The sequence below is a fragment of the Pseudobythopirellula maris genome (assembly GCF_007859945.1).
In the GTDB taxonomy this organism is placed as follows: Bacteria; Planctomycetota; Planctomycetia; order Pirellulales; family Lacipirellulaceae; genus Pseudobythopirellula; species Pseudobythopirellula maris.
Genome location: NZ_SJPQ01000002.1, coordinates 952,806 through 975,018, shown reverse-complemented (window position 1 = coordinate 975,018; position 22,213 = coordinate 952,806). Strand labels below are relative to the sequence as shown.

Genomic DNA, 22,213 nt, shown 5'->3' with positions numbered 1-22,213 from the left:
TAGTAGCTACGCAATGAGCACAACGAATCACCACGACCCGTCGCCCGAACCGCGCACCCTCGGCCTGTTGGCCGAGTACGGCAGCGCGGCGGCGCTCATCAAGGCGGCGGAGCAGGCCACCGACGCCGGCTACCGCAAGGTCGAGGCGTTCGCCCCGTTCGCCATCATCGGCATCGACGAGGCGCTCAAGGCCAAGAAGTCGATCCTGCCGTGGATCGTGCTGGTGATCGGCATGACGGGCGGCACGATCGGCCTCTGCATGCAGCTCTACACGAACGGCATCGAGGGCCCGTGGTGGCTCAGCGGTTACGACTACACGATCAGCGGCAAGCCGTCGTTCAGCATCCCGGCCTTCATGCCGGTCACGTTCGAGCTGATCATCCTGTCGAGCGCGTTCGCCGCGTTCTTCGGCATGCTGATCATCAACGGCCTGCCGAAGCTCTCCAACCCGCTGTTCCGCAGCGAGCGGTTCCGCGACGCCACGACCGACGGCTTCTTCTTGATGGTCGAGGCCGAGGACCCGAAGTACGCCCAGGCCGAGACCGAGGCCTACCTCAAGTCGATCGGCGCCGTGGGCGTCGAGGCGATCGAGGAAGAGGCGACCGGCCACGGCGTGCCGGCGCCGATCTTCATGGTGGGCGCCGTGGCGATGTCGCTGGCGTTGATCCCGCCGCTGTGGCTGTGGGCCACCTCGAGCAGCACGACCACCCTGCCCCGCGTGTCGTTCTTCCACGACATGGAGGCGCAGGCCAAGTACAAGCCGCAGCAGCCGGCCTCGCGATCGCTGTTCGCCGACGGCCGCGCGATGCGTGTCGCCGTTCCCGGCACCGTGGCCCGCGGCGCCCTCAAGAGCGACTTGCAGTACTTCTACGGCGTTGAGTCGATGGAGAATTACACCGCCAACAGCCCCGGCCGGGTGAGGGCCCAGCTGGCCAGCTTCGCGCAGCCCGAGGCCGACGCCCCGGCGGGCGACTCCGGCTCCGAGCCAGCAGAGGCCGATCCTGCTGAGGCGGACCAGGACACGGACGCCGACCAAGACGCCGCCAACGCCGCCCCGGGAGCGGGCCTGCCGCCCGAACCGCCCGAGCCCGATTGGACCAACGAGATCCCGTTCGCCCAGATCAAAAAGCACATCGGCGGTAAGTTCGACCTGAATTCGTTCATCGATCGTGGCCAGCAGCGTTTCGAGATCCACTGCGCCGCTTGCCACGGCCTGGCCGGCAGCGGCGACGGGCTCGTGTCGCAGCGGGCGATGTCGCTCAAACAGGGCACCTGGCTCCCGCCGACCGATCTGCACACCCAGCCGGTGATCGAGCAGCCGGACGGCAAGATTTTCCACACAATCGGCAACGGCATCCGCAAGATGCCGGGCTACAAGGAGCACATCACGGTCGAGGACCGTTGGGCGATCGTGCTCTACGTGCGGGCTTTGCAACGGGCCTGGGAGGCCTCGGCCGACGACCTGCCGCCCGAAGAGCTCGAAGCCCTTAGCAACGTGAATTGATTGAGGGGTTGCCGGTCGCTAGCCGCTCGTCGCTAGTCACCCCGCAGCCGCAGCGAAGTTTTCAATTACTAACTAGCGCCAAGCAACCAGCGCCTAGCAACTAACGACCCACGCTTATGTCCGCTCACAGCGTTGTCAACGAGCCGATCACCGAAATCCGCAAGGCCGAAGCGGGCCTTGCCGGCCGGGCGGTGCTGCCGCTAGGGATCGGTTTGGTGATCCTCGCCGTGATGGCCTTCATCGGCTTGGCCGGCGACGAAGTGATGCGGGCCCGTTTCTGGCACGCCTACTTGCTGGCGGTGGTTTACTGCACGTCGATCGGCCTGGGCGGCCTGTTCTTCGTGATCGCCCACCACCTCACGGGCGGCCGCTGGGGCACGCCGATCCGCCGCCTCGCCGAACTCACGGCCGGCACCATCTGGCTGGGCGCCATCGGCTTCTTGCCGATCCTGGTCCTGGTCAACACCGGCCACACCGATCTCTACCCCTGGGTCGACCGCCTGTTGGTCGAGTCCGACCCGATCCTTTCGGGCAAGGCCGACTACCTCTCGCCGATGTGGTTCACCATCCGCACCGTGGCGTACTTCGCCATCTGGCTGGTGATGGTGCGGATCTTCAAGGGGTTGTCGCTCAAGCAAGACACGACCGAGCCGCTGAAGTCCGCCAAGCGGATGCAGCTCTGGAGCGGGCCCTGCATGCTGCTGCTCGCGTTGACGCTCAACTTCACCGCGTTCGACTGGCTGATGTCGCTCGAGCCGCACTGGTTCAGCACGATGTTCGGCGTCTACTTCTTCTCCGGTTCGTTCGGCGCGTTCCTGGCGTTCGCGATCTACCTGTCGAACCGCCTGCAAGACAACGGCGTGCTCACGCAGTCGATCACGACCGAGCAGTACCACGACCTCGGCAAATTGATGTTCGCGTTCATCTTCTTCTGGGGCTACATCGCGTTCAGTCAGTACATGCTGATCTGGTACGCGGCGATCCCCGAAGAGACGATGTGGTACGACGTGCGTCAGCAGGGCATGTGGCTCAACTGGTCGCTGCTGCTGCTGTTCGGGCACTTGTTCATCCCGTTCCTCGGAACGATGTCGTCCGCCGTGCGGCGCAACCGCAAGTGGATCGGCGCCTGGGCCGTTTGGATGCTGGTGATGCACTGGGTCGACCAGTTCTACATCATCATGCCGCAGGCCCAGCTCGGCCGGTCGGTGGACCCCACCTGCCTGCCGGCGCCCTGGATGGAGATCGGCTGCGTCGTCGGCATGGCGCTGCTGTTCAAGGCCGCGGCCCTGTGGGGCGCGGCGGGCAAGAACCTGCTGCCGCTGCAAGACCCGCGCATGCCGATCGCCCTGACCTACCACAACCACTAGTCGGCGCTAGAGTCCCTGTAGGGGCCTCGCGACGTAGAAACCAACAACCCCCAACGATCCAAGCCCGCATGAGCGACCACGCGAACGTGATCGGCGACCCGCGCGTCACGGAGACCGGCGTCGAGGCCGACGACATCAACTCGGTGAAGATCGCCGTCTGGGGCCTTGTGTCGGTGTTCGTCACGCTGGCCGTGGTCCTGCTGGCGATCGCCCTGTTCAACGAGGCCGCCGACGCGTTCGAAGAGGAACGGGTCGTCGGCGCGCAGTACATCGAGGCCGATCGAGTGATCGACACCCAACGCGGGCTGCTCAACAAGTACGCCCCGCCCGAGGCCGACGGCAAGCCGTACCGCATGCCGATCGATCGGGCCAAGACGATCGTCGTCCAAGAGATGCAAAGCCAACTCAGCGTCGAATGAGATATTGACCAACGGCGCTGCGACCAACGCCGCCCGATCCACCTGACTGGCGCCGAAGGCTTCGGCCTCCGCCATTTTGAATCCCCATGATGTCCCACTCGCGAATCATCCCGACCCTCGCCATGCTCGCCCTTGCGGCGTGTGTTGCGTTGCCGGTTCGCGCGCAGTTGATCGAGGATCTCCCCGACGAGATGCAGGGCGTGGGGGTCGACGACAAGTCGGGCGACCAATTGCCCCTCGACCTGATGTTCCGCGACGAGAACGGCAAGAACGTCTCGCTCCGCGACGTGTTCGGCGGCGAGCGGCCGGTGCTGCTGTCGCTCAACTACTCCGACTGCCCGATGCTCTGTGGAGTGCAGCTCAACGCCCTGGTCGACACGCTCAGCGAGATGGAGTGGACCGCTGGGCAGGAGTTCGACGTGGTCAGCGTGAGCGTCGACCCGCTTGAGACCACGCTCCGCGCGAAGCAGACCGAACAGAAATACCTCAATCGCTACGGCCGCCCCGGCGCGGGCGCCGGCTGGCGATTCCTCACCGGTCGTCAGAAGAACATCAGGGCTTTGGCCGACGCGGTCGGCTTCCGCTACAAGTACATCCCCGAAACCAAAGAGTACTCGCACACGGCGGTCGAGATCGTCGTCACGCCCGACGGCGTGGTGTCGCGTTACCTCTACGGCGTGATGTACGACCCTCAGACCGTGCGGCTCTCGCTGGTCGAGGCGGCCGACGGCCGCGTCGGCTCGCCGCTCGACCGGCTGATCTTGTTCTGCTTCCACTACGACGAGACGAAGGGCCGGTACGGGCCGGTGGCCAAGCGCATCATGAGCGCCGGCGCCGCGATGACCGTGTTCGCGTTGGTCGTGGGGCTCACGCCCTACTGGCTCAAACGCGCCCAGGCTCACCCGGCCCCGCACGACGCGGCCGCCACGCCGACCGATGAGACCGAGGCCCAAGCCCCCGCCGCCGGCGATGACCGTTAGACCGACTCCCTCCCCGGCGCCACCGCCCGGACCTAAGCGATGATCGAAAACTTGCTCAACAGCGCCAACAGCCTGACCGCGACGGCCCTCCCCCTAGCTGGGTTCTGGTTCCGCGAGGCGGCCTCAGAGAACGCCGGCGATGTCGATTTCTTGTTCAACGCGATCCTTTGGATCTGCGTGTTCTTCTTCGTGCTGATTGTCGCGATGATGGTCGTGTTCACGGCGCGCTATTACGCGCGCCCGGGGCACAGCGCCGAGCACACGGCCCACCACAACAACGCGCTCGAGGCCACTTGGTCGATCATCCCGTTGTTCATCGTCATGTGGATTTTCGGCGCTGGCTACTGGGGTTACATGAACCTCCGCACGCCGCCCGACAGCGCCTACGAGGTGCAGGTTATCGGCAAGAAGTGGAACTGGTCGTTCGTTTACCCGAACGGCTACATCGACGCGAACCTGCACGTGCCGATCGACGAGCCCGTGAAGCTCGTGATGACCTCGGACGACGTGATCCACAGCGTGTTCATCCCGGCGTTCCGCGTGAAGATGGACGTCGTGCCGGGCAGGTACAGCAAGGTGTGGTTCACGGCCAACAAGATGGCGCCGACCGACGACGGCTCGGGCGGCGAGGACATGGGCGGCTTCGACCTGTTCTGCACCGAGTACTGCGGCCAGCAGCACTCGTCGATGCTGGCGAAGGTGATCGTCCACGAGTCGGGCACGTTCCAGGATTGGCTCGTCGAGGCCTCGAACTGGATCGACAAGACACCGCCCGCGGTCGCCGGCGAGCGACTCTACAAGGAGCGTGGCTGCGCCGCGTGCCACTCGATCGACGGCTCGACCAAGGCCGGGCCTACCTGGAAGGGCATCTACGGCACGGAAGAGCCGCTCGTCTCGGGCGAGTCGGTCACGGTCGACGAGAACTACATCCGCGAGTCGATCCTCAACCCGAACGCCAAGGTGCGGGCCGGCTTCAAGCCGGTGATGCCGAGCTACCAAGGCCAGCTGAAGGAGCGCGAGATCGACGCGATCATCTGGTACATCAAGAGCCTTAGCGGCGAGCAAGCTCCCGACGCTTGGCCCGACCTGCCCGCCGAGGGCGAAGAAGGCGGAGAGGGCGAAGCTCCGACCGACGGCGAAGCCGCCGCAACCGACGTCTGATCGTGCCCGCCGCCGCAGACGCCAGAACCAACCAACCACAGCGTATCGACCGGTCCCTTTGAGGACGCCGCCATGATCTCCCAATCTCGCGAGCACACGCTGCTCGAAACCATCCACAACGACCCCAGCCGCCGAGTCCCGGTGCCGCAGGGGCCCAGCTACTTGACCACGCCGGGCGCCGAGTCGATCTGGGACGTCGTCAAGTCGTGGGCCTTCACGCTCGACCACAAGCGGATCGGCGTGATGTACTTGGTCGGCATCATGACGGCCTTCCTGCTCGGCGGGATCATGGCCGGCTTCGTGCGCATGGAGCTGTGGGACGGCCAGCCGAACCTGCTCGGCTTCCTCGCCAACGACGGCGAGGACCCGGTCACGCGCGCCCAAGACGGCTACAACCAGGCGTTCACGCTGCACGGCGCCATCATGACGTTCTTGTTCATTATCCCCAGCATCCCGGGGGCTTTGGGCAACATCTTCCTGCCGATGATGCTGGGGGCGAAGGACGTCGCCTTCCCGCGGATGAACCTCTGCAGCTTCTACCTGTGGTGCTTTGGGGCGTTGTTCTTTGTCGGCGCGTTGTTCACCACAGGGCTCGACACCGGGTGGACGTTCTACACGCCCTACAGCACGAGCACGAACACGGCGGTGATCGCCGCCACCATGGGCGTGTTCATCCTGGGCTTCAGCTCGATCTTCACGGGCCTGAACTTCGTCGTGACCGTCAACACGATGCGCCCGAAGGGGATGACCTGGTTCAAGATGCCGCTGTTCCTGTGGGGCATCTACTCCACGGCGATCATCCAGATCCTCGCCACGCCGGTGCTGGCGATCACGCTGCTGCTGCTCATCGCCGAGCGGACGCTCGGCATCGGTGTGTTCGACCCGTCCCGGGGCGGCGACCCGGTGCTGTACCAGCACTTCTTCTGGTTCTACTCGCACCCGGCCGTGTACATCATGATCCTGCCCGGCATGGCGATCATCAGCGAGGTGATCCCGGTCTTCTGCCGCAAGCACATCTTCGGCTACATGTTCATCGCGTACAGCTCGGTGGCGATCGCCCTGTTGGGCTTCTTGGTGTGGGGCCACCACATGTTCACGAGCACCGAGAGCCCGATGGCCGCGGTGATCTTCAGCGCCCTGACGTTCAGCGTCTCGATCCCGTCGGCGATCAAGGTCTTCAACTGGACCGCGACGATGTACAAGGGCTCGATCGTGCTGAAGACGCCGATGCTCTACGCGTTGTCTTTCTTGTTCCTGTTCACGATCGGCGGCCTGACGGGCCTGTTCCTCGGCGCCTTGTCGGTCGACGTTCACCTGCACGACACCTACTTCGTGGTGGCCCACTTCCACTACGTGATGATGGGCGGCACGCTGATCGCCTTCCTCGCCGGTCTGCACTACTGGTGGCCGAAGATGTTCGGCAAGATGTACAACGAGTTCTTCGCCTCGATCGCCTGCCTGCTGGTGTTCGTCGGGTTCAACCTGACGTTCTTCCCGCAGTTCATCCTCGGCACGCAAGGCATGCCGCGTCGCTACGCCGGCTACGAGCCCGAGTTCCAGTCGCTGCACCAGATGTCGACGACCGGCTTCGTGGTCTTGGGCTGCGGGCTGTTCCTCTGCCTGGGGGTGCTGATCCACTCGCTCCTGGCGGGCAAGAAGGCGCCGGCCAACCCGTGGGGGTCCGGCACGCTGGAGTGGAAGGCCTGCTCGCCGCCCACGCACCACAACTTTGAGACCACGCCGTGGGTCGGCGACCCGTACGTGTACGACGACTTTGTGTACGACCCGGAGATCGAGGGCTACGTCGAGGTGCTGCCCGACCTGGCGCGAGGCGAGGTGCCGGCCGGCGCCGAGTCCGAGCCTTCCGAAGCCTGAGAGAAACCAACCAACCTGTAATCCCCCGTCTCTGCCCGACGCCCCGCGACCAGCCCCGGCTGGTTGCTAGCGAGATTGGGTGACGGTTATTCTTCCCGAGCCCGCCTCGGTTGAACCTTACGAGTCAAGCGATGTCGACCGCCACTCTCGAACCCGCGCACGACGCTCACGACGAGCACGAGCACCACCCGTCCCAAGCGCACCACTTCGAGGACATGGAGCAGCAGTTCCAGGCCGGCAAGCTCGGCATGTGGCTGTTCCTTGCCCAGGAAGTGCTGTTCTTCGCCGGGTTGTTCGCCGCCTACACGGTGTACCGCTACAACCACCCCGAGGTGTTCGTTGACGCGCACCACCACCTGAACACCACGCTCGGCGCCGTGAACACGATCGTGCTGTTGGCGAGCAGCCTGGCGATCGCCTGGGGCGTGCGGGCCGTGATGCGGGGCGATCAGAAGACGCTGATCGCGACGCACGTCTTCACGCTCGGTTGCGCGGCGCTCTTCATGGGCGTGAAGACCGTCGAGTACACCCACAAGTGGGACGAGGGCATCTACTGGGCCGGTGACTATTCGCACGTCGAAGGCGCCCACGGCGGGCACTACTTCCACGACCTGCTGCCGACGCTCACCTTCACGTCGTTCGGCTTCGGCGCCTTGATCGCCGTGGTCGGTTACCTGTGGATCCACAGCAAACCGGTCCGCGGCTGGCTGCTCACCTCGATCGGGGTGAGCCTGTTCAGCATGGGGGCGGGCATCGTGCTCGCCAAGGCGATGACGCCGCTCGCTACCGAGGCGCCCACGCACGGCGGAGGGCACGCCGCCGCCCACTCGCAAGAAGGGCTCGCCGAACAGGGGCACGCCGCGGAAGTGCTCGACAACGTGGGGCATTCGACCGGGTCGCCCGGCGAGATCGACCCGCTGGGCGACGCCCAGGCCGCTGCCCAGGGGGAGACTGCCGAGCACGGCGACTCCAGCGGAGCGGGCGCGCTCGAGGGCCCTGTTTCCGACGTCGCGACCGGTGTTGTTTCGCCCGCCGCCCCCGCCCTTATGCAGGGCGTCACGGCCGGCAACTTTTTCAGCATCTACTTCGTGATGACCGGGGTGCACGCCCTGCACATCATCGCCGGCATGATCGCCATCACCTGGATCGTCTGCCGCAGCGCGGCGGGCGAATTCGGCCCCTCGTACTACGGCCCGGTCGAGTACGTCGGCCTGTATTGGCACATCGTCGACCTGGTGTGGATCTACCTGTTCCCGCTCTTGTACCTGATTCACTAGGAAGGCGTTCCGCACTCAGCATTCAGCCTTCAGCTGTTTGCTTCATTGCTGACCGCTGACCGCTGACCGCTGACCGCTCGTATGTCCGCCGCACACCATCACCACATCACCAGCCCCGCCATGCTCGTCGCCACGTTTGTGGCGCTCGTGGCGCTCACGATCCTCACCTGCGCGATGGCGATGGTCGACCTGGGCTCCTGGGACATGCCGGTCACGCTCGGCATCGCCACGGTGAAAGCGCTCTTGGTGGCGCTTATTTTCATGCACCTGCTGCACGACAAGTTGTTCAACAGCCTGCTGCTCCTGAGCGCCGTGCTGTTTATGGCGCTGTTCATCGGCATGGCGTTGCTCGACAGCAACGAGTACCAGCCGCAGATCCGCGAACTGATCTACGACAAGCAGGCCGAAGCGCCGCCGCTCTAAGAGCACTTTCTCGATAAGCTCCCTCCCTCGTTTTTCGAGGGGGGGCTGGATGAAGTTGGAGCGGGTACCCGACGCACGCCCCCACCCCGGCCCTCTCCCCAAGGGGGAGGGAGGATTTTTGGGAGGGGCCTAAGAAATCCGCCCGACGCTCGATTGGAAGAATTTCTTCCGCCGCGTCTCGGCCGGCTCCGACTCGTCGGCGGCGTGCAGTCGGCGCAGGTCTTCGAGGTTGGCCAGGCAGCAGCGGCACTCGATCACCTCGAGGTGGAACGCCACGTACCCGGCGTACGCCTCGTCCAGAACGCCCATCAGGTGACTGCCGAGCTGCTCACGCGAGGGGCAGGTCAGCCTCCGGCGTCGCCACACCTCGCCCAACGAGTGGAGTCCCGCGTCGCGTTGGCCCACCAGCCCGGCGAGCCTGGCGCAGACCTTCTCGTCCTTGCGCGCCGACTCCTCGATCGCCGCCATCCGGTCCGGCGCGGCGGCTTCGTCGAGATAGGCTTGGAGTTCGGCGTCGGAGAACATGTGGTTAAAAACCTTGCGGGTGATTTTGCCCCCGGGCACCGTTTATTTAGCCCCCGGTCACTGACCGGGGGCTAAATAAACGGTCAGGGGTCTTCGCCCAACTCGGGGAACACGTCCTCGTTGAGCCCTTGCTTGCGGACGAGCTTTTTGACGCCCGCCAGGAAGTCGAATTTGAAATTGGCCACCTGCTGCTCGGTGAGTCCCAGGCAATCGGCCACCTCTTTGTTCGACACGCCGCGGACGAACAGCAGCTCCATGCATTGCACCTTTTGCCAGTCGTCCTTCGACCGCCAGCGGCCCAAGATCTCGACGAGGGCGTCGGCCAGGGCCTCCTCTTCGAGGCAGCGTCGTTCGCCGCTGCGGGCGATGGTGCTCGCGCCGCGCGCCGAGCCGGGGGGCTCCCAGGCGCCGCCGCTCGAGTTGGCGGTCGAGCTCAGCGGCACCGCGGGCCGGCGGCCTTCGCGACGCATCGAGTCGGTCAGCTTGTGCGCCGCGATCGAGAAGAGCCAGCTCTCCAGCGGGCGGCGAACATCGTAGTTCGGCAAACTGTTGAGGAAGCCGATGAAGGTCTCTTGGACCACGTCCTCGCTCGCCGCGCGGTTGCGCAGGCGGCTCTCCACGAACGCCAGCAGCCGCCCCTCGTACTCGCCGATGAGCCGTCCCCACGCCTCCTGCCGCACGGCGTGATCGCCGCCGCGGATTTCCTCGACGATCAGTGCGTCGGGGTTGAGGGCGTGGGGCATGGGGCGTTTGGTGGAGAGGCGTGTGCGGCTGTGTGAACGTGCCGAGTATAAACGACGACCGGGGCGGGTGGAACGCTTGGAAAGCTGTTAGCCATTAGCCGTTGGCTGTTAGCGAAGATTTAGCGATGGCGGAGCCATCGTCGTCTTTGCGAACCGCGAACCGCTTAAAGCTAATTGCTTTTAGCTCGCTTCTCTCCTGCTTTCAGTACGGCGAGCGAAGCGAACAGCAAGCCGATCACGCCCATCGTCGTGCCGGCCACGATTCGCACGCCGCGCTGGCGGCGCCAGCCGTCCCACTGATCGATCACCCACTCGCCGTCCGTCGCGTCGATCTCGACGAGGGTGGCGAGGCCGAGCATCTTGCCTACCGAAGTGTCGTGCGTGCTCAGGCTGCTGTCGCGCACGAGTCGCTCGCGAAGCTCGTGGGTGGGCGCCGGGAAAGGCTCGTTGGCCGGGATCTTTCCGATGCGATCGGAGGCGTACCGCCGAGCGATCTCGACGAGTTGCTGGTTGGTCGCCTCGTCGCACTCGGTGCGGGTGGCGAAGGGGCCGACCTGGACGACGTCGCGCAAGCGGACTTCGGAACTTTCGCCGGGCGTGTTCAGCCAGGCTTCGACCGGGTCCGGGGGCTCCGGCGGGGTTGCGGTTTCGGTCGGCGCGTCCGAGGCGAAAGCCGTGGCCGCTTCAGGGGCCTCCACACTCGCTGCGAGCGCCTCGGCCCGCTGCTGCGCCTCGTTGACTTGGGCGATGATCTCTTTGATGGTCTGCTCGGCCGACCAATCGTTCCTGCCCATCTGCTGGCCGATCCAGCGGGCGGCGCGCCACACGTCTTGGGCGCTCGGCTCAACATCCGCCTCGGCGGTTGTCTCGCTCGCAGGGGCGTGGTCTCTGCTCACCGTCAGGAGCTGCGGGTCGACGGGGACCGGGTAGTCGGGCGTCGCGAAGTGCGGCGGAGTTTGGGCCACGCCGTCTGCCGCCAAACGCCAGAAAAAACCGGCCCCCAATAACATCCCACCCACTAAAACGCACGCAGCCGCAAAGAACAGCAGAGATTTGAACATCTGCTTCATGCGGCTTGGGGTGAATTGACCCGATAGGAAGAAGAGCAAGAACAGCACAAACGCGATGACAATGAAAAGCCTCACTGAGAACGTCGGCCCTGTGGCAAAGATGAGTTGTGAAGTAAACGGCGCCATGACCCTCTTCTCCCTGATGGAATCTCCGCAGGCTCAAACGCCGCGGGCCAGCTCGGTCCGCTTGCTCGGCGGCAACCAATGGCTCGAGGCCTGGATCGCTAAGGCCGCCGTGGCGGCGATAATCAGCGCCGCGGGCTGCGGGTACCAAGCGAACAGGTGCAGGCCCCACGCCCACGCCAAGCAACCGACGATCGGCCAGAAGGCGATCCGCTTGCGTCGTGTGAAGTTTGCCAGCCGCTGCCAGCGGCAGGCGAACATCAATGCGGCGAAGTAAACGGCGGACACGACCGCCGGGGGTGAGACCAATTGCTGGTCGCCCGGCTCGTTGAGGTCGTCGCCCCACTTCAAGTTGGTGTGGCCGATTAAGCTGTCGAAGAACTCGATGGCCCAGCCATCGTCGAGCGGGGCGCCCTGCATGAGCACGCCGCCGAGCGCCCAGGCCGCCAGCCCCACGCCGGCGCCCACGACCGCGAGCATGCCACGCACCGGGGCGTGGTCCTCGAAGCGGGTCTCGGCGTAGGCGTTCACGGCGAGCACTCCCCAGCTGGCGAGCGTCGCCGTGACGCCGAGCCACAGGCCGAGCGCGATGGGGTCGGCGCGGTACGCCTCGGCCATCGTCGCAGCGGCCGTCGACGCCGCAATGCCGCAGATGGTCGCGGCGACGAGCATCGAGCCGACCAGCTCACGCGACGCGGTCCAGGCGCTGCGCTCAGCGAGCTGCTTGCGGGCCAACACTCGCCAGTGCGTGCGGGTGCGTCGCACGCGGCGCTGCTCGGCGTTGAGTTGGACCGTGGGGGGGGAGGATTGGGTGGCGGCGGCCGTTGGCTTGGGCGGCGCCACGGGCCCGCGGCGGCGGATGAACGTGTCCCACACCATGTAGTAGATCGCGTAGAGCGGCACGATCGGCACGAGCGCCATCAGCCACGCCCCCGACGAGAGGACGGCAAAAGTCATCGCCGTGAGCAGCAGTATCGCCTTGGCCAATGGCGGCGCCCCCCAGTCACGCCATCCTTGCGAGACGCCGTGGCTGAGGTCCTTGATCCCTTGCCACAGCGGCTCGGGCTCGAGCTGCGAGGGCTGCGGCACATGCGGCGGGGTGCTGACCGGGCGCCACACGCCGTCGTCGTCAGCGGCGGACGGGGTGAGCGGAACCATTGGCTCGGGCGCGGCTGCTGCGGCCGGCGCCGAGCCGGGCAGCATGGCGATCAACTCTCCCACGCTGCCAAACCGCTGCGTGGGGTCCTTGGCGAGCGCCTTGCTAACGATCGTGCGGAACGGCTCGGCGAGCTTGCCCAAGTCGGGCTCGGCCGTGAGGTGCTTCATCAGCACCTCGCCAACGCTTTCGCCCTCGAACGGCACACTGCCGGTGAGCATCTCGTAGAAGATCACGCCCAGGGCGTAGGTGTCGATCTCCTGGCCGTAGCGGCCGTTGGCGATCTCCGGCGCCATGTAGTGGACCGTGCCGACGCTCTCGGTCTGGCCGCTGCGGCGGCTGCACGAGATGAACTTCGACAGGCCGTAATCGCCCAGCTTCACCACGCCCGGCAGCGGGTCCTCGGCCAAGTTCGACTTGTCGAGGAACAGGTTGCCCGGCTTCAGGTCGCGGTGCACGATGCCGCTGTCGTGCAGGTAGGCGACGCCGCGGGCGATCGAGCGCATCCAGGCGACGGCCTGCTCCACGGGCAGGCCGTGGGGATAGCGGTCGAGCAGCTGCTCGAGCGACTCACCCGAGACGTACTCCATCACGACCCATTCGTCGCCAGACGAGTCGGTTCGGATGTCGTAGAGCGACACCAGGTTGGGGTGCTTGAGGTTCAGGCAGTGCCGCACGCCGCGGAGCTCGACGTCGAGGTTGCGACGGATCAGCTTGAGCGCGACCTCTTTACCGGCGTCGCTCTGGGCGAAATAGACCTCGCCGAAGCCGCCGCGGCCGACGCCGCGTTTGATGGTGTAGCCCTCGAGCGGGCGGGCGCCGCTGGCGTAGAGGAACCGGCCGGTCGGCCCCGAGCCGGCCCCGTCGACGGAGCGACCCACCGCGGCGTCGGCGCCGGGGGGGTCGTCGGGCGTGGCGGGGGGGCTCGGTTTCATCAACTCGGCTTTCTTGCGGAGTGTGGCCAACATGGCGGGCGGTTGTTCTATGTTAACTGGCTACGGGGCTCCGCGTCGGGGCCCCCACCAGGGGGGCGGCGGAGGGCTGGGCATCCTATTGCGCGGGGGTAATCGAATTATCCAAGCCTTTGCGGGTACTACTTCACCCGCTCTCTACCGCCAATTCGACACTGAACGAGAAATCTTGCCCCTCAATCCGCGCTCCGGGCGCCGCCCGCACCGGGCCGGTCGCCCGCACGCCGCTGACAGCCAGGGGGACGTTCGCACGGCAGCTGATCTCGCCGCCGCTGCGAGTGAGGATCGCCTCGCCCGACCAACCGGGGCAGCGGATGTGGCTAGTTTCCTTAGGCCCCAGCACGCAGCTCTCGGCCATCAGCACGATCGCGTCGCAGGCGGGCGACGTGCGGTGGCCGCTGAGCATTTCGAGCCGGGCGGTGGCGCTCAAGGCGTGCGGCCTGCTGAAACGCATCTCCACGCGGTCGCCGAGCTTGAGCATCGCCGTGGTGGGCAGCACCGTGGGGCCGCTGAGCGGCCGGCCATCGAGGGCCACGGGGCCCAGCGGGTCGAGGACGTGAACGCCCCCTTGGCGGGTGATCACCGCGTGGCGACGCGACAGCCCGGCGAGCACGCCAACCGTCGGCTCGGCAGCTCCCTTGTCCCCGCCGTCCGGCTGGCCGATGGCGACCTCGTCGCCGAGGCAAAGGAGAAAACCTCCCACGGCGTCGACCCACACCATGCGCCGGTCGGCGGTTTCCGGGGTGCTGAATGCGTCGCGGCCGGCCACGGGTCGATCTCCGTAATAGGCCGTAGGGGTCTGAGAAAGCGAGCCGATCGGCGCCGCCCAGCGGCCGGTGGTGAGGCCAAAGCGACGCCTGGCAGTTGAGTGGCGGGCGAGGGCCGGGGGGGTCGAGTCTTCCATGGTATCCGTTCGCAGGCGGAGCGCCGAATTCTTGCGCGTTGGAAGCTTGGTCGCGATACCCCCGGCCCCGGTTCCGCACGATTTCGGCTCGGCGAGGACTCGGCCACGCCTTGAACCTGTAGGGAACTCGAATCTGTAGGGAACGCCCTCCGTGGCGTTCCAGACCTTGCCAGTTGGTTTCGAGTACGAACCGTGTGCCCGGGGCGGGACCGCCACGGAGGGCGGTCCCTACAGGGGCAAAGCCCTGCGCCATCAGTCGAGCTGAATGCCGACCGAGGCCAGCTCGGCTTGCGGCTTGGCGGCTTTTGCCGACTCGCCGCCGAAGTAAGCGGCCACTTGGTCCGACACGTCTTCGTCGGTCGGCTCGTCGAGCGGGATCTCGCCCAGGTAGTGGCTGTCGGCGTTGGCCAGCTTGGCAGCCACATCGAGCCGCGTGCGGATGTCGACGATCAGGTCCTTGGCCCGCGCCAGTTGGCTGTCGTCGAGCAACACGTCGCTCGACGCCTGGGCAACCTCGACCAGCTTGCGCTGCGTCTCGAGGTTCGTGATGTCGGTCTCCAGACGCTTCTGGGCGCTCATCATCGCGGCGAGCTTCTTCTGGGCCGCCTCGAGATTGGCCGCGCGGGCGTCTCGCATCGAGCAGAGGTGGGCGAGCGTGTCGTCGGCCACCTTGTGCCGCGAGAAACGCTGCGTCAGGTCGTGCTTCACTTCGTTGCGGCTGTAGCTGCGGCCGGCGTAGCGGAACACGTCTTGCCCCGAGCCGAGGTCCGACTGCAGACGCATGATCTGCTCCTTGCTCTCTTGGGCCTGGGTCTCGGCCTTGGCGATCTGGTTGCGGAGCTTGTCGAGCTCGATCTCTTCCTTGGCGATCACGTGCATCGAACGCCGCACTTCGGGGGCCAGATCGTGGACCATCTGACGGGCGCGGTCGATCTGGAACTCGACAGGCACACTGTCCGACACGCTGCTGGTGAGCCGGTTGTAGGAGGTCTTCAGGTAGCTGAAGGTGTCTGTGCCAAAGGTCAGGCCGGCGACCAAGCCGACGGCCAGCGTGGTGACGACGGTTCTTTTGAAAAGACGGAACATGCGAATGCCTCGTAGAACGAAAGGTTGGGTGGTTGGCTTGAGGCCCGTCGGCCGAAGGATTCGGGCCTCCTAGTGAGGAATTCGCCCCGCCCGGGGCGATCTTGTGGCGTGTGTTGAAATAAAATTTCATCCCAGTCTCCAATCCGTCGCCAACCCGCCGGCGCCTGCAACGCTCGCACACGCAACGACTTACGCCACTTCTTAAGTGGACGAGGAACGCATTCACCATGGACGCTATCCGGCCCCGGGGCCGATAATGGGAAGACCGTAAGCACACCCACCCACGACTCCGTTAGCCATCCATGCCCCACCCCCGCCGATTGCTAGCGTTCCTTGCCGCCGCAGGCTTTCTGATCGGCTGCTCCCAAGGGCCGGCGCCTCCCGATCCAAAGCGGGTGGCGGCCGAGCGCGAGCGGCTGATGCTGGCCGAGGAGCCCGCCGACGCACTCTCGCCGCTCGATTACCGCGAGACGCTCGAGGAGGGCGACGGCGAGACCGCCAGCCAAGTTGTGTTGGTCGGCAAGGTGGGCGGCATACCGAACCCGTGGGGCAAGCTGGAGCCTGACTTCCCATGGCGTGAGAACCAGGCGGCGTTCTTCCTGGTCGATCCCGCCACGGCGATGGAATTCGACGAGCACGACGCCGGCGACCCCGACCACTTGGCCGATTGCCCGTTCTGCGCCCGCGAGGCGGCTAACCAAGCAAGCGCCGTGGCGGCCGTGAACTTCTCCGACGCGCAGGGCAAGCAGATCGCCATCGGCGCGCGCGAGCTGCTGGGCCTCAAGGCGGGCGACACGGTCGTGGTGCGCGGCGAGGCGCAGCTGTTGGCCGGCGACCTGCTTGTTGTCGAAGCCAACGGGCTCTTTATCCGCGAGTGATTTCTTCCACTCGGTATCTCATTCATTCTTGCACGGAGGCCGCCATGCGTCCCCTCGTTTTGTCTCTTGGAATCGCCCTGCTGTTGTCCGCTCCGGCCCTTGCGGTAGAAACCACCGAGGCGGCCCCGAAGCCTTTGCCGCCAGGCGTGGTGGAGTTGTCGCTCGAGGAGCTGCACTGCGCCACCTGCGCCAAGAAGGTCGCCCGCAAGCTCTACGCCGTGCCGGGCGTCAAGCGCGTGAAGACCGACCTCGAGCACAAGCGCTTCGTCGTCACGCTCACGCCGAAGCCGGGCAAGCCGACGCCGGTCCTCGCCCTCTGGAAGGCCGTGGTGGCGGGCGAGCAGAAGCCGCTGAAACTCCGCTACGAAGACCAGGAATTGACGCCGAAGACGATCGAGGCGATCGAGGCAGCTAGCCGCACGCGCGGCATACTCACTTACTGAGCGCCCCGGCGTCGGCAGAACCGTCACAACCGAACCCCGCGGGCAGTCAACCTGATGCCGCGGGTGTGGCGTGGCCGCGCTCGTCGACTTAGCCTTACAGCAGAGGCCCCTCAGCCGTCGACGGGAGTCGGCGGTTCGGATTCACCACCCGGGGCCAACCGCCGACCCCCCGTCGGCGGCTGCGGTTCGATTTCTTTGCTCCGATAGGGCCGATGGCCGACAGCCCCGCAACCGAGAACCCGAGCAAGCCGTGGGTCGATCTCGCTTCGTTCACCACCGGCGACTACGACCCGGGCGGGGGCAAGCTGCGCCGGGTCTTGTGGTGGTACACGAGCCTGCTGCTATTCGAGAGCGGCTGGTTCCTGCCGATCGCCCCCAAGCGGGTGATCCTGCGGTGGTTCGGCGCACGGATCGGTAAGGGGGTGGTGATCAAGCCGCACTTGCGGATCAAGTACCCGTGGCGGTTAGCGTTTGGCGACCACTGCTGGATCGGCCAGGGGAGCTGGTTCGACAATATCGAGGACATCCGCCTCGGTGATCATGTCTGCGTGTCGCAGGACGTCTACCTCTGCACCGGCAGCCACGACCACCGCACACGCACCTTCGACCTGACACCTGGCGCCATCGTGATCGAGAACGGCGCGTGGGTGGCGGCCAGCAGCCTGCTGCTGCCGGGCGTCGTGGTGGGCGCCAACGCCCTGGTGGCCGGTGGCAGCGTCGTCACCAAGTCGGTCGAGCCGGGCAAGATCGTCGGCGGCAACCCGGCCCAGGTGCTCCGCGACCGTCAGCCGCCCCAATGAACCATGGGGTGGGGCCGTGTCGCAAAAACGCCACAAGCGTTGCCGCGACGCCACACCACGCCCACTCGCCCCGTGGCGGCGAGCGCCCGGTCGACCTGGCGCCGTGAATGCGGTCTTCCCTCGCCCGTGGCCCGCTTCGTTGACGCCTGCCAGGCTCTCCTGAATAATGCGGCTAGGCTTGGGCGGCGTGTGTAAGCTCCTGCCAAGAAACGACTTGCGCAACGAGTCTGGCCGAATTGGCGTTTTTTCACCAATCGCGGGTGATCATTACACGGCTCAGAGCGTCGAAATGATGCGACGCGGCAGGCGGACGGAACCCGCTACGCTCCGAGGGCGGTTCGGGTCGTAACGACGACCGGACCTTAGCCCTAGTTTTGTAGGCCCAACGGGGACTCGGCGCTGCGGAGGAAACGCCGCCGGGGCCGCCACGCACCGCACCGTGCAACGGCATTGGCGCCCGGTTTGCGTCCTAGGCCTTCCGACTGACTTCACACTGTCACGATCAGCCACTCCGACACCCCAACCGCAGTGAGTCGCCCCGCGTGTTGATGTTCTCCGAATTCCGAGCCGTCACTTACGTCATCGCGTTCGTGACGGCGACCGTCGTCGCTTACCTGGTCACGCCCGTGGTCTGTCGCATCGCGGCGCGGGTTGGGTTTGTCGATCGGCCCGGGGGGAGGAAGGTGCAGGCCAAGCCGGTCGCCTTGGGCGGCGGCGTGGCGGTGTTTGCGGCGATGGCGGCGGCGGCCACCTTGGCTTACCTGGTGGCCGACTCGATCTTGCCGCTCGTCTTCCGCAACGACGACCCGCGGTTGCTCGCCGGCCTCGGCGTGGCCGCTATCTCGACACTCATCCTCGGCCTTTACGACGACGCGGTCGGCATGAAGGGCCGCTACAAGCTGCTCGCCCAACTCGTGATCTGCGGCCTGCTGGTCTACCTCGGCATGCGGATCGATCGCTTCGGGGCGTTCGGCCAATCGTACCAGTTGGGCTGGGTCGCGATCCCGGTCACGATCTTTTGGCTCGTCGGTTCGACCAACGCGATCAATCTGCTCGACGGCATCGACGGCCTTGCCTCGAGCGTCGGCGTGGTTATCTGCCTCACGCTGGCCGCAATCAACGGGTTGTACGACCACTTCGCCGAGGCGGTGCTGATGCTCGCCCTGGCCGGCGCGTTGCTCGGTTTCTTGCGGCACAACTTCGCCCCGGCGTCGATCTATTTGGGCGACGCGGGCAGCATGGTGATCGGCCTGTTGGTGGGCGCCGTCGCCGTGATGACCCACGCCAAGACCCCCGCGTTCGTCGCGATGGCCATCCCGTTGGCCGTGTGGTCGATCCCGGTGCTCGACTCGGCCGCGGCGATCATGCGGCGCCGGCTCACGGGCCGCAGCATCTTCGACCCCGACCGCGGCCACCTGCACCACTCGCTGCTGGACCGCGGCTGGAGCGTGCCTCAGGCGGCGCTGTTCATCGCGTTGGTCTGCGCCACCACGTGCCTCAGCGCGGTCCTCTCGGTGCTGTGGAAGAACGAGCTGATCGCCATCTTCACGGTGCTCGGCGTGATCGCCTTCCTGGTGTCGACCAAGACGTTTGGCCACAACGAGTTCGCGTTGCTCCGCGACCGGGTCGATCTTTCGGGCGTGGGGCTCAGCCGCACGACCGACGCCCACGGCGCCGGCCGCCGCCAGCGGATCCGCCTGCAAGGCTCGCACGCTTGGGAAGAGATGTGGGACGCGCTGGTCGAGTCGGCCGAAGACCATCGGCTGCTCCGCTTGCGGATCACGCTGCACTTGCCGGGGCTCAACGAGTCGTTTTACGCCAGCTGGAAGGCCGCCGCCAAGCTGCCTCCCAAGAGCGAGACTTGGCACACCGCCCACCCCCTGCGGATCGACGGGGCGGTGATCGGTCGCCTCGAGGTGATCGGCAACTGCGACGACCCCGGCCGCTCGACGCTCAACCAAACCGCCGAGACGCTCGACTACCTCGAGCCGATCGAAGACCGCATCCGCGAGCTGCGCGATCGCATCGCTTTGGAGAAGAAGCAGCGATCCGAAGCCGAAACGATCGTCGCGCCGACCGGCGCCGCCCCCCCGAAGGGGACGGACCCTGCGGGGCCGCATCATGCGAAGACAGGCCCACTCTCCCCGCCGGCCCCGACGCTCGAATCGACCAGCTAAGCCCCCTCTTCACGAGGCCGCCAGGCCCGCGGCGCCCGCCCCGGGGTGGGTCTGCCGCCATCCTTCAACTTTGTTTAGACTCCTCTTGATCCCCTCCTTTTTCAGGCAATGACCGACATGGACAAGCTCATCCTCGTCGCCGGCGGCGGCGGCTTTATCGGCGGCGCCCTCGTGGCCAAGCTCCGCGAACTCGGCCACACCCGCATCCGCAGCGTCGACATCAAGCCGACCAGCGAGTGGTACCAGGTGTTCGACGACGTCGAGAACGTGGTGGCCGACCTGAAAGAAAAGGCCGCCTGCGAGGCCGCCTGTCGCGACGCCCACGAGGTGTACAACCTGGCCGCCGACATGGGCGGCATGGGATTCATCGAGAACAACAAAGCGCTCTGCATGCTCAGCGTGCTGATTAACACGCACCTGCTGCAAGCGGCCCAACAGGCCGGCACGGTCAACCGCTTCTTCTACGCGTCGAGCGCCTGCGTTTACAACGCCGACAAGCAAACGAACGAGGACGTGGTCGCCCTCAAGGAAGAAGACGCTTACCCCGCCATGCCCGAGGACGGCTACGGCTGGGAGAAGCTCTTCTGCGAGCGGATGTGCCGCCACTTCCGTGAGGACTACGGCCTGACGACCCGCGTCGCCCGGTTCCACAACGTCTACGGCCCGCTCGGCACCTGGGACGGCGGACGCGAGAAGGCCCCGGCGGCCATGTGCCGCAAGGTCATCACCGCCAAGGAGACCGGCAACCACGACATGGAGATCTGGGGCGACGGCAAGCAGACCCGCAGCTTCATGTACATCGACGACTGCATCGAGGGGATCCTCAAGATCACCCACAGCGACATCCTCGAGCCGATCAACCTCGGCTCGAACGAGCTCGTGACGATCAACGGCCTGGTGGACATCGTCGAGAACATCGCCGACATCAAGCTCGACCGCCACTACAAGCTCGACGCCCCCAAGGGCGTGAACGGCCGCAACAGCGACAACACGATGATCAAGGAGCTCTTGGGCTGGGAGCCGGGCATCCGCCTGGCCGACGGCATGAAGCTCACCTACGACTGGATCCACGGCGAGTACCTCAAGAAGCACGGCTCCGGCGTGGCGGGCTGAGCTCAGCCGGTACGTGACAACACTTTGCGAGCGACGCCGGTCACCCGTTGGCCGGCGTCGCTTGTTTTGCGATAGAACGCCTTCCCGCCAAGCACGATGAAAGCCCAGCCGCCGACGGGAGTCGGCGGTTCGCCCCCCAGCGCTGGCCAGCATTTCGTCATGCAAACCGCCGACTCCCGTCGGCGGCTCAGCCGCGCCCGCATACTAAAACGCCCCTCGCGAATAACCCGCCATGCCCTCACCCATTCCACGCGACGCGAAGGTGCTGGTCACCGGCGGCCGGGGGATGGTCGGCTCGGCGCTGCTGCGCCGATTCCGCGCGGAGGGATTCGCGAACCTGCTCGCACCGACGCGCGACGAGGTCGACCTGCGCGATCAGGCGGCCGTCGACGCGTGGTTCGACCGTCAGCGTCCCAAGGTCGTGGTCCACGCCGCCGGCACGGTCGGCGGCATCGAGGCCAACCGCACCCGCCCGGCCGAGTTCCTTTACGACAACCTGATGCTGCACGCCACGGTGATGCGCGCCGCGTGGCGCACCGGCGTGCGGCGGCTGTTGTACCTCGGCAGCAGCTGCGTTTACCCGCGCGATTGCCCGCAGCCGATGCGCGAGGAGCACCTGCTCTCCGGCCCGCTCGAACCGACCAACGACGCTTACGCGATCGCCAAGATCGCCGGCGTGAAGGCGTGCGACGCCTACCGCCGCCAGCACGGCTGCGACTTCTTCGCCGCGATGCCCACCAACCTCTACGGCCCGGGCGACAACTTCGACCCGCAGAACTCGCACGTCGTGGCGGGCATGATCCAGAAGTTCCACACCTGCCGCCAGCAAGGCTCCGGCAGGCGTTCGGTTGCGCTGTGGGGAACCGGCGCGCCGCGTCGCGAACTGATGCACGTCGACGACCTCGCCGACGCCTGCCTCACGCTGCTCGACCGCTACGAGGGCGCGGGACCGGTCAACGTGGGCGTCGGCGTCGACACGGCCGTCAGCGAGCTGGCCGAGCAGGTGCGGTCGATCGTTTGCCCCGACGCCACGATCGATTACGACACGACCAAGCCCGACGGCGCCCCCCGCAAGCTGCTCGACGTGTCACGGCTCGAATCGCTCGGCTGGCGAAGCCGCATCCCCCTGGCCGACGGGTTGCGCTCGACCTACGAGTGGTTCCTGGAGAACGAGGCGTGAACAGCTAAGACCCCCTCCCCCACCGGCTTCCTCCCCCC

General features: G+C 66.2%; 20 protein-coding genes. 14 read left to right on the top strand and 6 right to left on the bottom strand.

The features are described 5' to 3' along the window. Positions 1-13: 13 nt before the first annotated feature. From Mal64_RS11625 to Mal64_RS11590, 8 genes are all read left to right on the top strand, one after another. On the top strand, positions 14-1,504 hold the full coding sequence (locus Mal64_RS11625; protein ID WP_146400283.1) for a quinol:electron acceptor oxidoreductase subunit ActD: 1,491 nt from the start codon (positions 14-16) through the stop codon (positions 1,502-1,504). Positions 1,505-1,620: 116 nt separating this feature from the next. Further along, positions 1,621-2,871 carry a quinol:cytochrome C oxidoreductase gene (locus tag Mal64_RS11620; protein WP_146400281.1) on the top strand — a complete coding sequence of 417 codons (1,251 nt, stop codon included), beginning with the start codon at positions 1,621-1,623 and terminating at the stop codon, positions 2,869-2,871. Between the two features lie 68 nt (positions 2,872-2,939). Further along, positions 2,940-3,290 carry a hypothetical protein gene (locus Mal64_RS11615; RefSeq protein ID WP_146400279.1) on the top strand — a complete coding sequence of 117 codons (351 nt, stop codon included), beginning with the start codon at positions 2,940-2,942 and terminating at the stop codon, positions 3,288-3,290. 89 nt (positions 3,291-3,379) lie between these two features. Further along, complete coding sequence (locus Mal64_RS11610; protein ID WP_146400277.1) at positions 3,380-4,270, top strand: SCO family protein; 891 nt, start codon at positions 3,380-3,382, stop codon at positions 4,268-4,270. Between the two features lie 39 nt (positions 4,271-4,309). Beyond that, positions 4,310-5,431 carry a cytochrome c oxidase subunit II gene (gene coxB / locus Mal64_RS11605; RefSeq protein WP_146400275.1) on the top strand — a complete coding sequence of 374 codons (1,122 nt, stop codon included), beginning with the start codon at positions 4,310-4,312 and terminating at the stop codon, positions 5,429-5,431. 72 nt (positions 5,432-5,503) lie between these two features. Beyond that, entirely contained in the window at positions 5,504-7,306 is a 1,803-nt protein-coding gene (locus Mal64_RS11600; RefSeq protein WP_146400273.1) for a cytochrome c oxidase subunit I, read from the top strand. Positions 7,307-7,437: 131 nt separating this feature from the next. Continuing rightward, the gene (locus Mal64_RS11595) at positions 7,438-8,583 is read left to right on the top strand and encodes a cytochrome c oxidase subunit 3 (protein ID WP_231993684.1); all 1,146 of its coding nucleotides are present in this window, start codon (positions 7,438-7,440) and stop codon (positions 8,581-8,583) included. Between the two features lie 81 nt (positions 8,584-8,664). Beyond that, a complete protein-coding gene (locus tag Mal64_RS11590; RefSeq protein ID WP_146400272.1) occupies positions 8,665-9,006 on the top strand; it encodes a cytochrome C oxidase subunit IV family protein in 342 nt (113 codons plus the stop codon). A gap of 129 nt (positions 9,007-9,135) precedes the next feature. Here the strand turns inward: Mal64_RS11590 and Mal64_RS11585 are convergent, their stop codons facing one another. From Mal64_RS11585 to Mal64_RS11560, 6 genes are all read right to left on the bottom strand, one after another. Further along, the gene (locus tag Mal64_RS11585; protein ID WP_146400270.1) at positions 9,136-9,531 is read right to left on the bottom strand and encodes a hypothetical protein; all 396 of its coding nucleotides are present in this window, start codon (positions 9,529-9,531) and stop codon (positions 9,136-9,138) included. Between the two features lie 83 nt (positions 9,532-9,614). Beyond that, positions 9,615-10,274 carry an RNA polymerase sigma factor gene (locus Mal64_RS11580; protein ID WP_146400268.1) on the bottom strand — a complete coding sequence of 220 codons (660 nt, stop codon included), beginning with the start codon at positions 10,272-10,274 and terminating at the stop codon, positions 9,615-9,617. Positions 10,275-10,444: 170 nt separating this feature from the next. Next, positions 10,445-11,419, bottom strand: coding sequence for a hypothetical protein (locus Mal64_RS11575; protein ID WP_146400266.1), 975 nt, complete (start codon positions 11,417-11,419; stop codon positions 10,445-10,447). Positions 11,420-11,503: 84 nt separating this feature from the next. Beyond that, entirely contained in the window at positions 11,504-13,591 is a 2,088-nt protein-coding gene (locus tag Mal64_RS11570; RefSeq protein ID WP_146400264.1) for a serine/threonine-protein kinase, read from the bottom strand. Between the two features lie 130 nt (positions 13,592-13,721). Next, entirely contained in the window at positions 13,722-14,498 is a 777-nt protein-coding gene (locus Mal64_RS11565) for an FHA domain-containing protein (RefSeq protein WP_146400262.1), read from the bottom strand. 252 nt (positions 14,499-14,750) lie between these two features. Further along, a complete protein-coding gene (locus tag Mal64_RS11560; RefSeq protein ID WP_146400260.1) occupies positions 14,751-15,584 on the bottom strand; it encodes a hypothetical protein in 834 nt (277 codons plus the stop codon). Between the two features lie 302 nt (positions 15,585-15,886). Here Mal64_RS11560 and Mal64_RS11555 point away from each other — a divergent pair, with 302 nt between their 5' ends. From Mal64_RS11555 to Mal64_RS11530, 6 genes are all read left to right on the top strand, one after another. Next, entirely contained in the window at positions 15,887-16,462 is a 576-nt protein-coding gene (locus Mal64_RS11555) for a hypothetical protein (protein WP_146400258.1), read from the top strand. A 44-nt stretch (positions 16,463-16,506) separates the two neighbouring features. Then, positions 16,507-16,905 carry a heavy-metal-associated domain-containing protein gene (locus Mal64_RS11550; protein WP_146400255.1) on the top strand — a complete coding sequence of 133 codons (399 nt, stop codon included), beginning with the start codon at positions 16,507-16,509 and terminating at the stop codon, positions 16,903-16,905. 212 nt (positions 16,906-17,117) lie between these two features. Continuing rightward, positions 17,118-17,705 (top strand): WcaF family extracellular polysaccharide biosynthesis acetyltransferase, encoded by a 588-nt coding sequence (locus Mal64_RS11545; RefSeq protein ID WP_146400253.1) that lies wholly within the window; start codon positions 17,118-17,120, stop codon positions 17,703-17,705. A 548-nt stretch (positions 17,706-18,253) separates the two neighbouring features. Then, positions 18,254-19,882, top strand: coding sequence for a glycosyltransferase family 4 protein (locus Mal64_RS11540; RefSeq protein WP_146400251.1), 1,629 nt, complete (start codon positions 18,254-18,256; stop codon positions 19,880-19,882). A gap of 117 nt (positions 19,883-19,999) precedes the next feature. Beyond that, a complete protein-coding gene (locus tag Mal64_RS11535; RefSeq protein WP_146400249.1) occupies positions 20,000-20,995 on the top strand; it encodes an NAD-dependent epimerase/dehydratase family protein in 996 nt (331 codons plus the stop codon). A 232-nt stretch (positions 20,996-21,227) separates the two neighbouring features. Beyond that, complete coding sequence (locus tag Mal64_RS11530) at positions 21,228-22,175, top strand: GDP-L-fucose synthase family protein (RefSeq protein ID WP_146400247.1); 948 nt, start codon at positions 21,228-21,230, stop codon at positions 22,173-22,175. Positions 22,176-22,213: the final 38 nt, after the last annotated feature.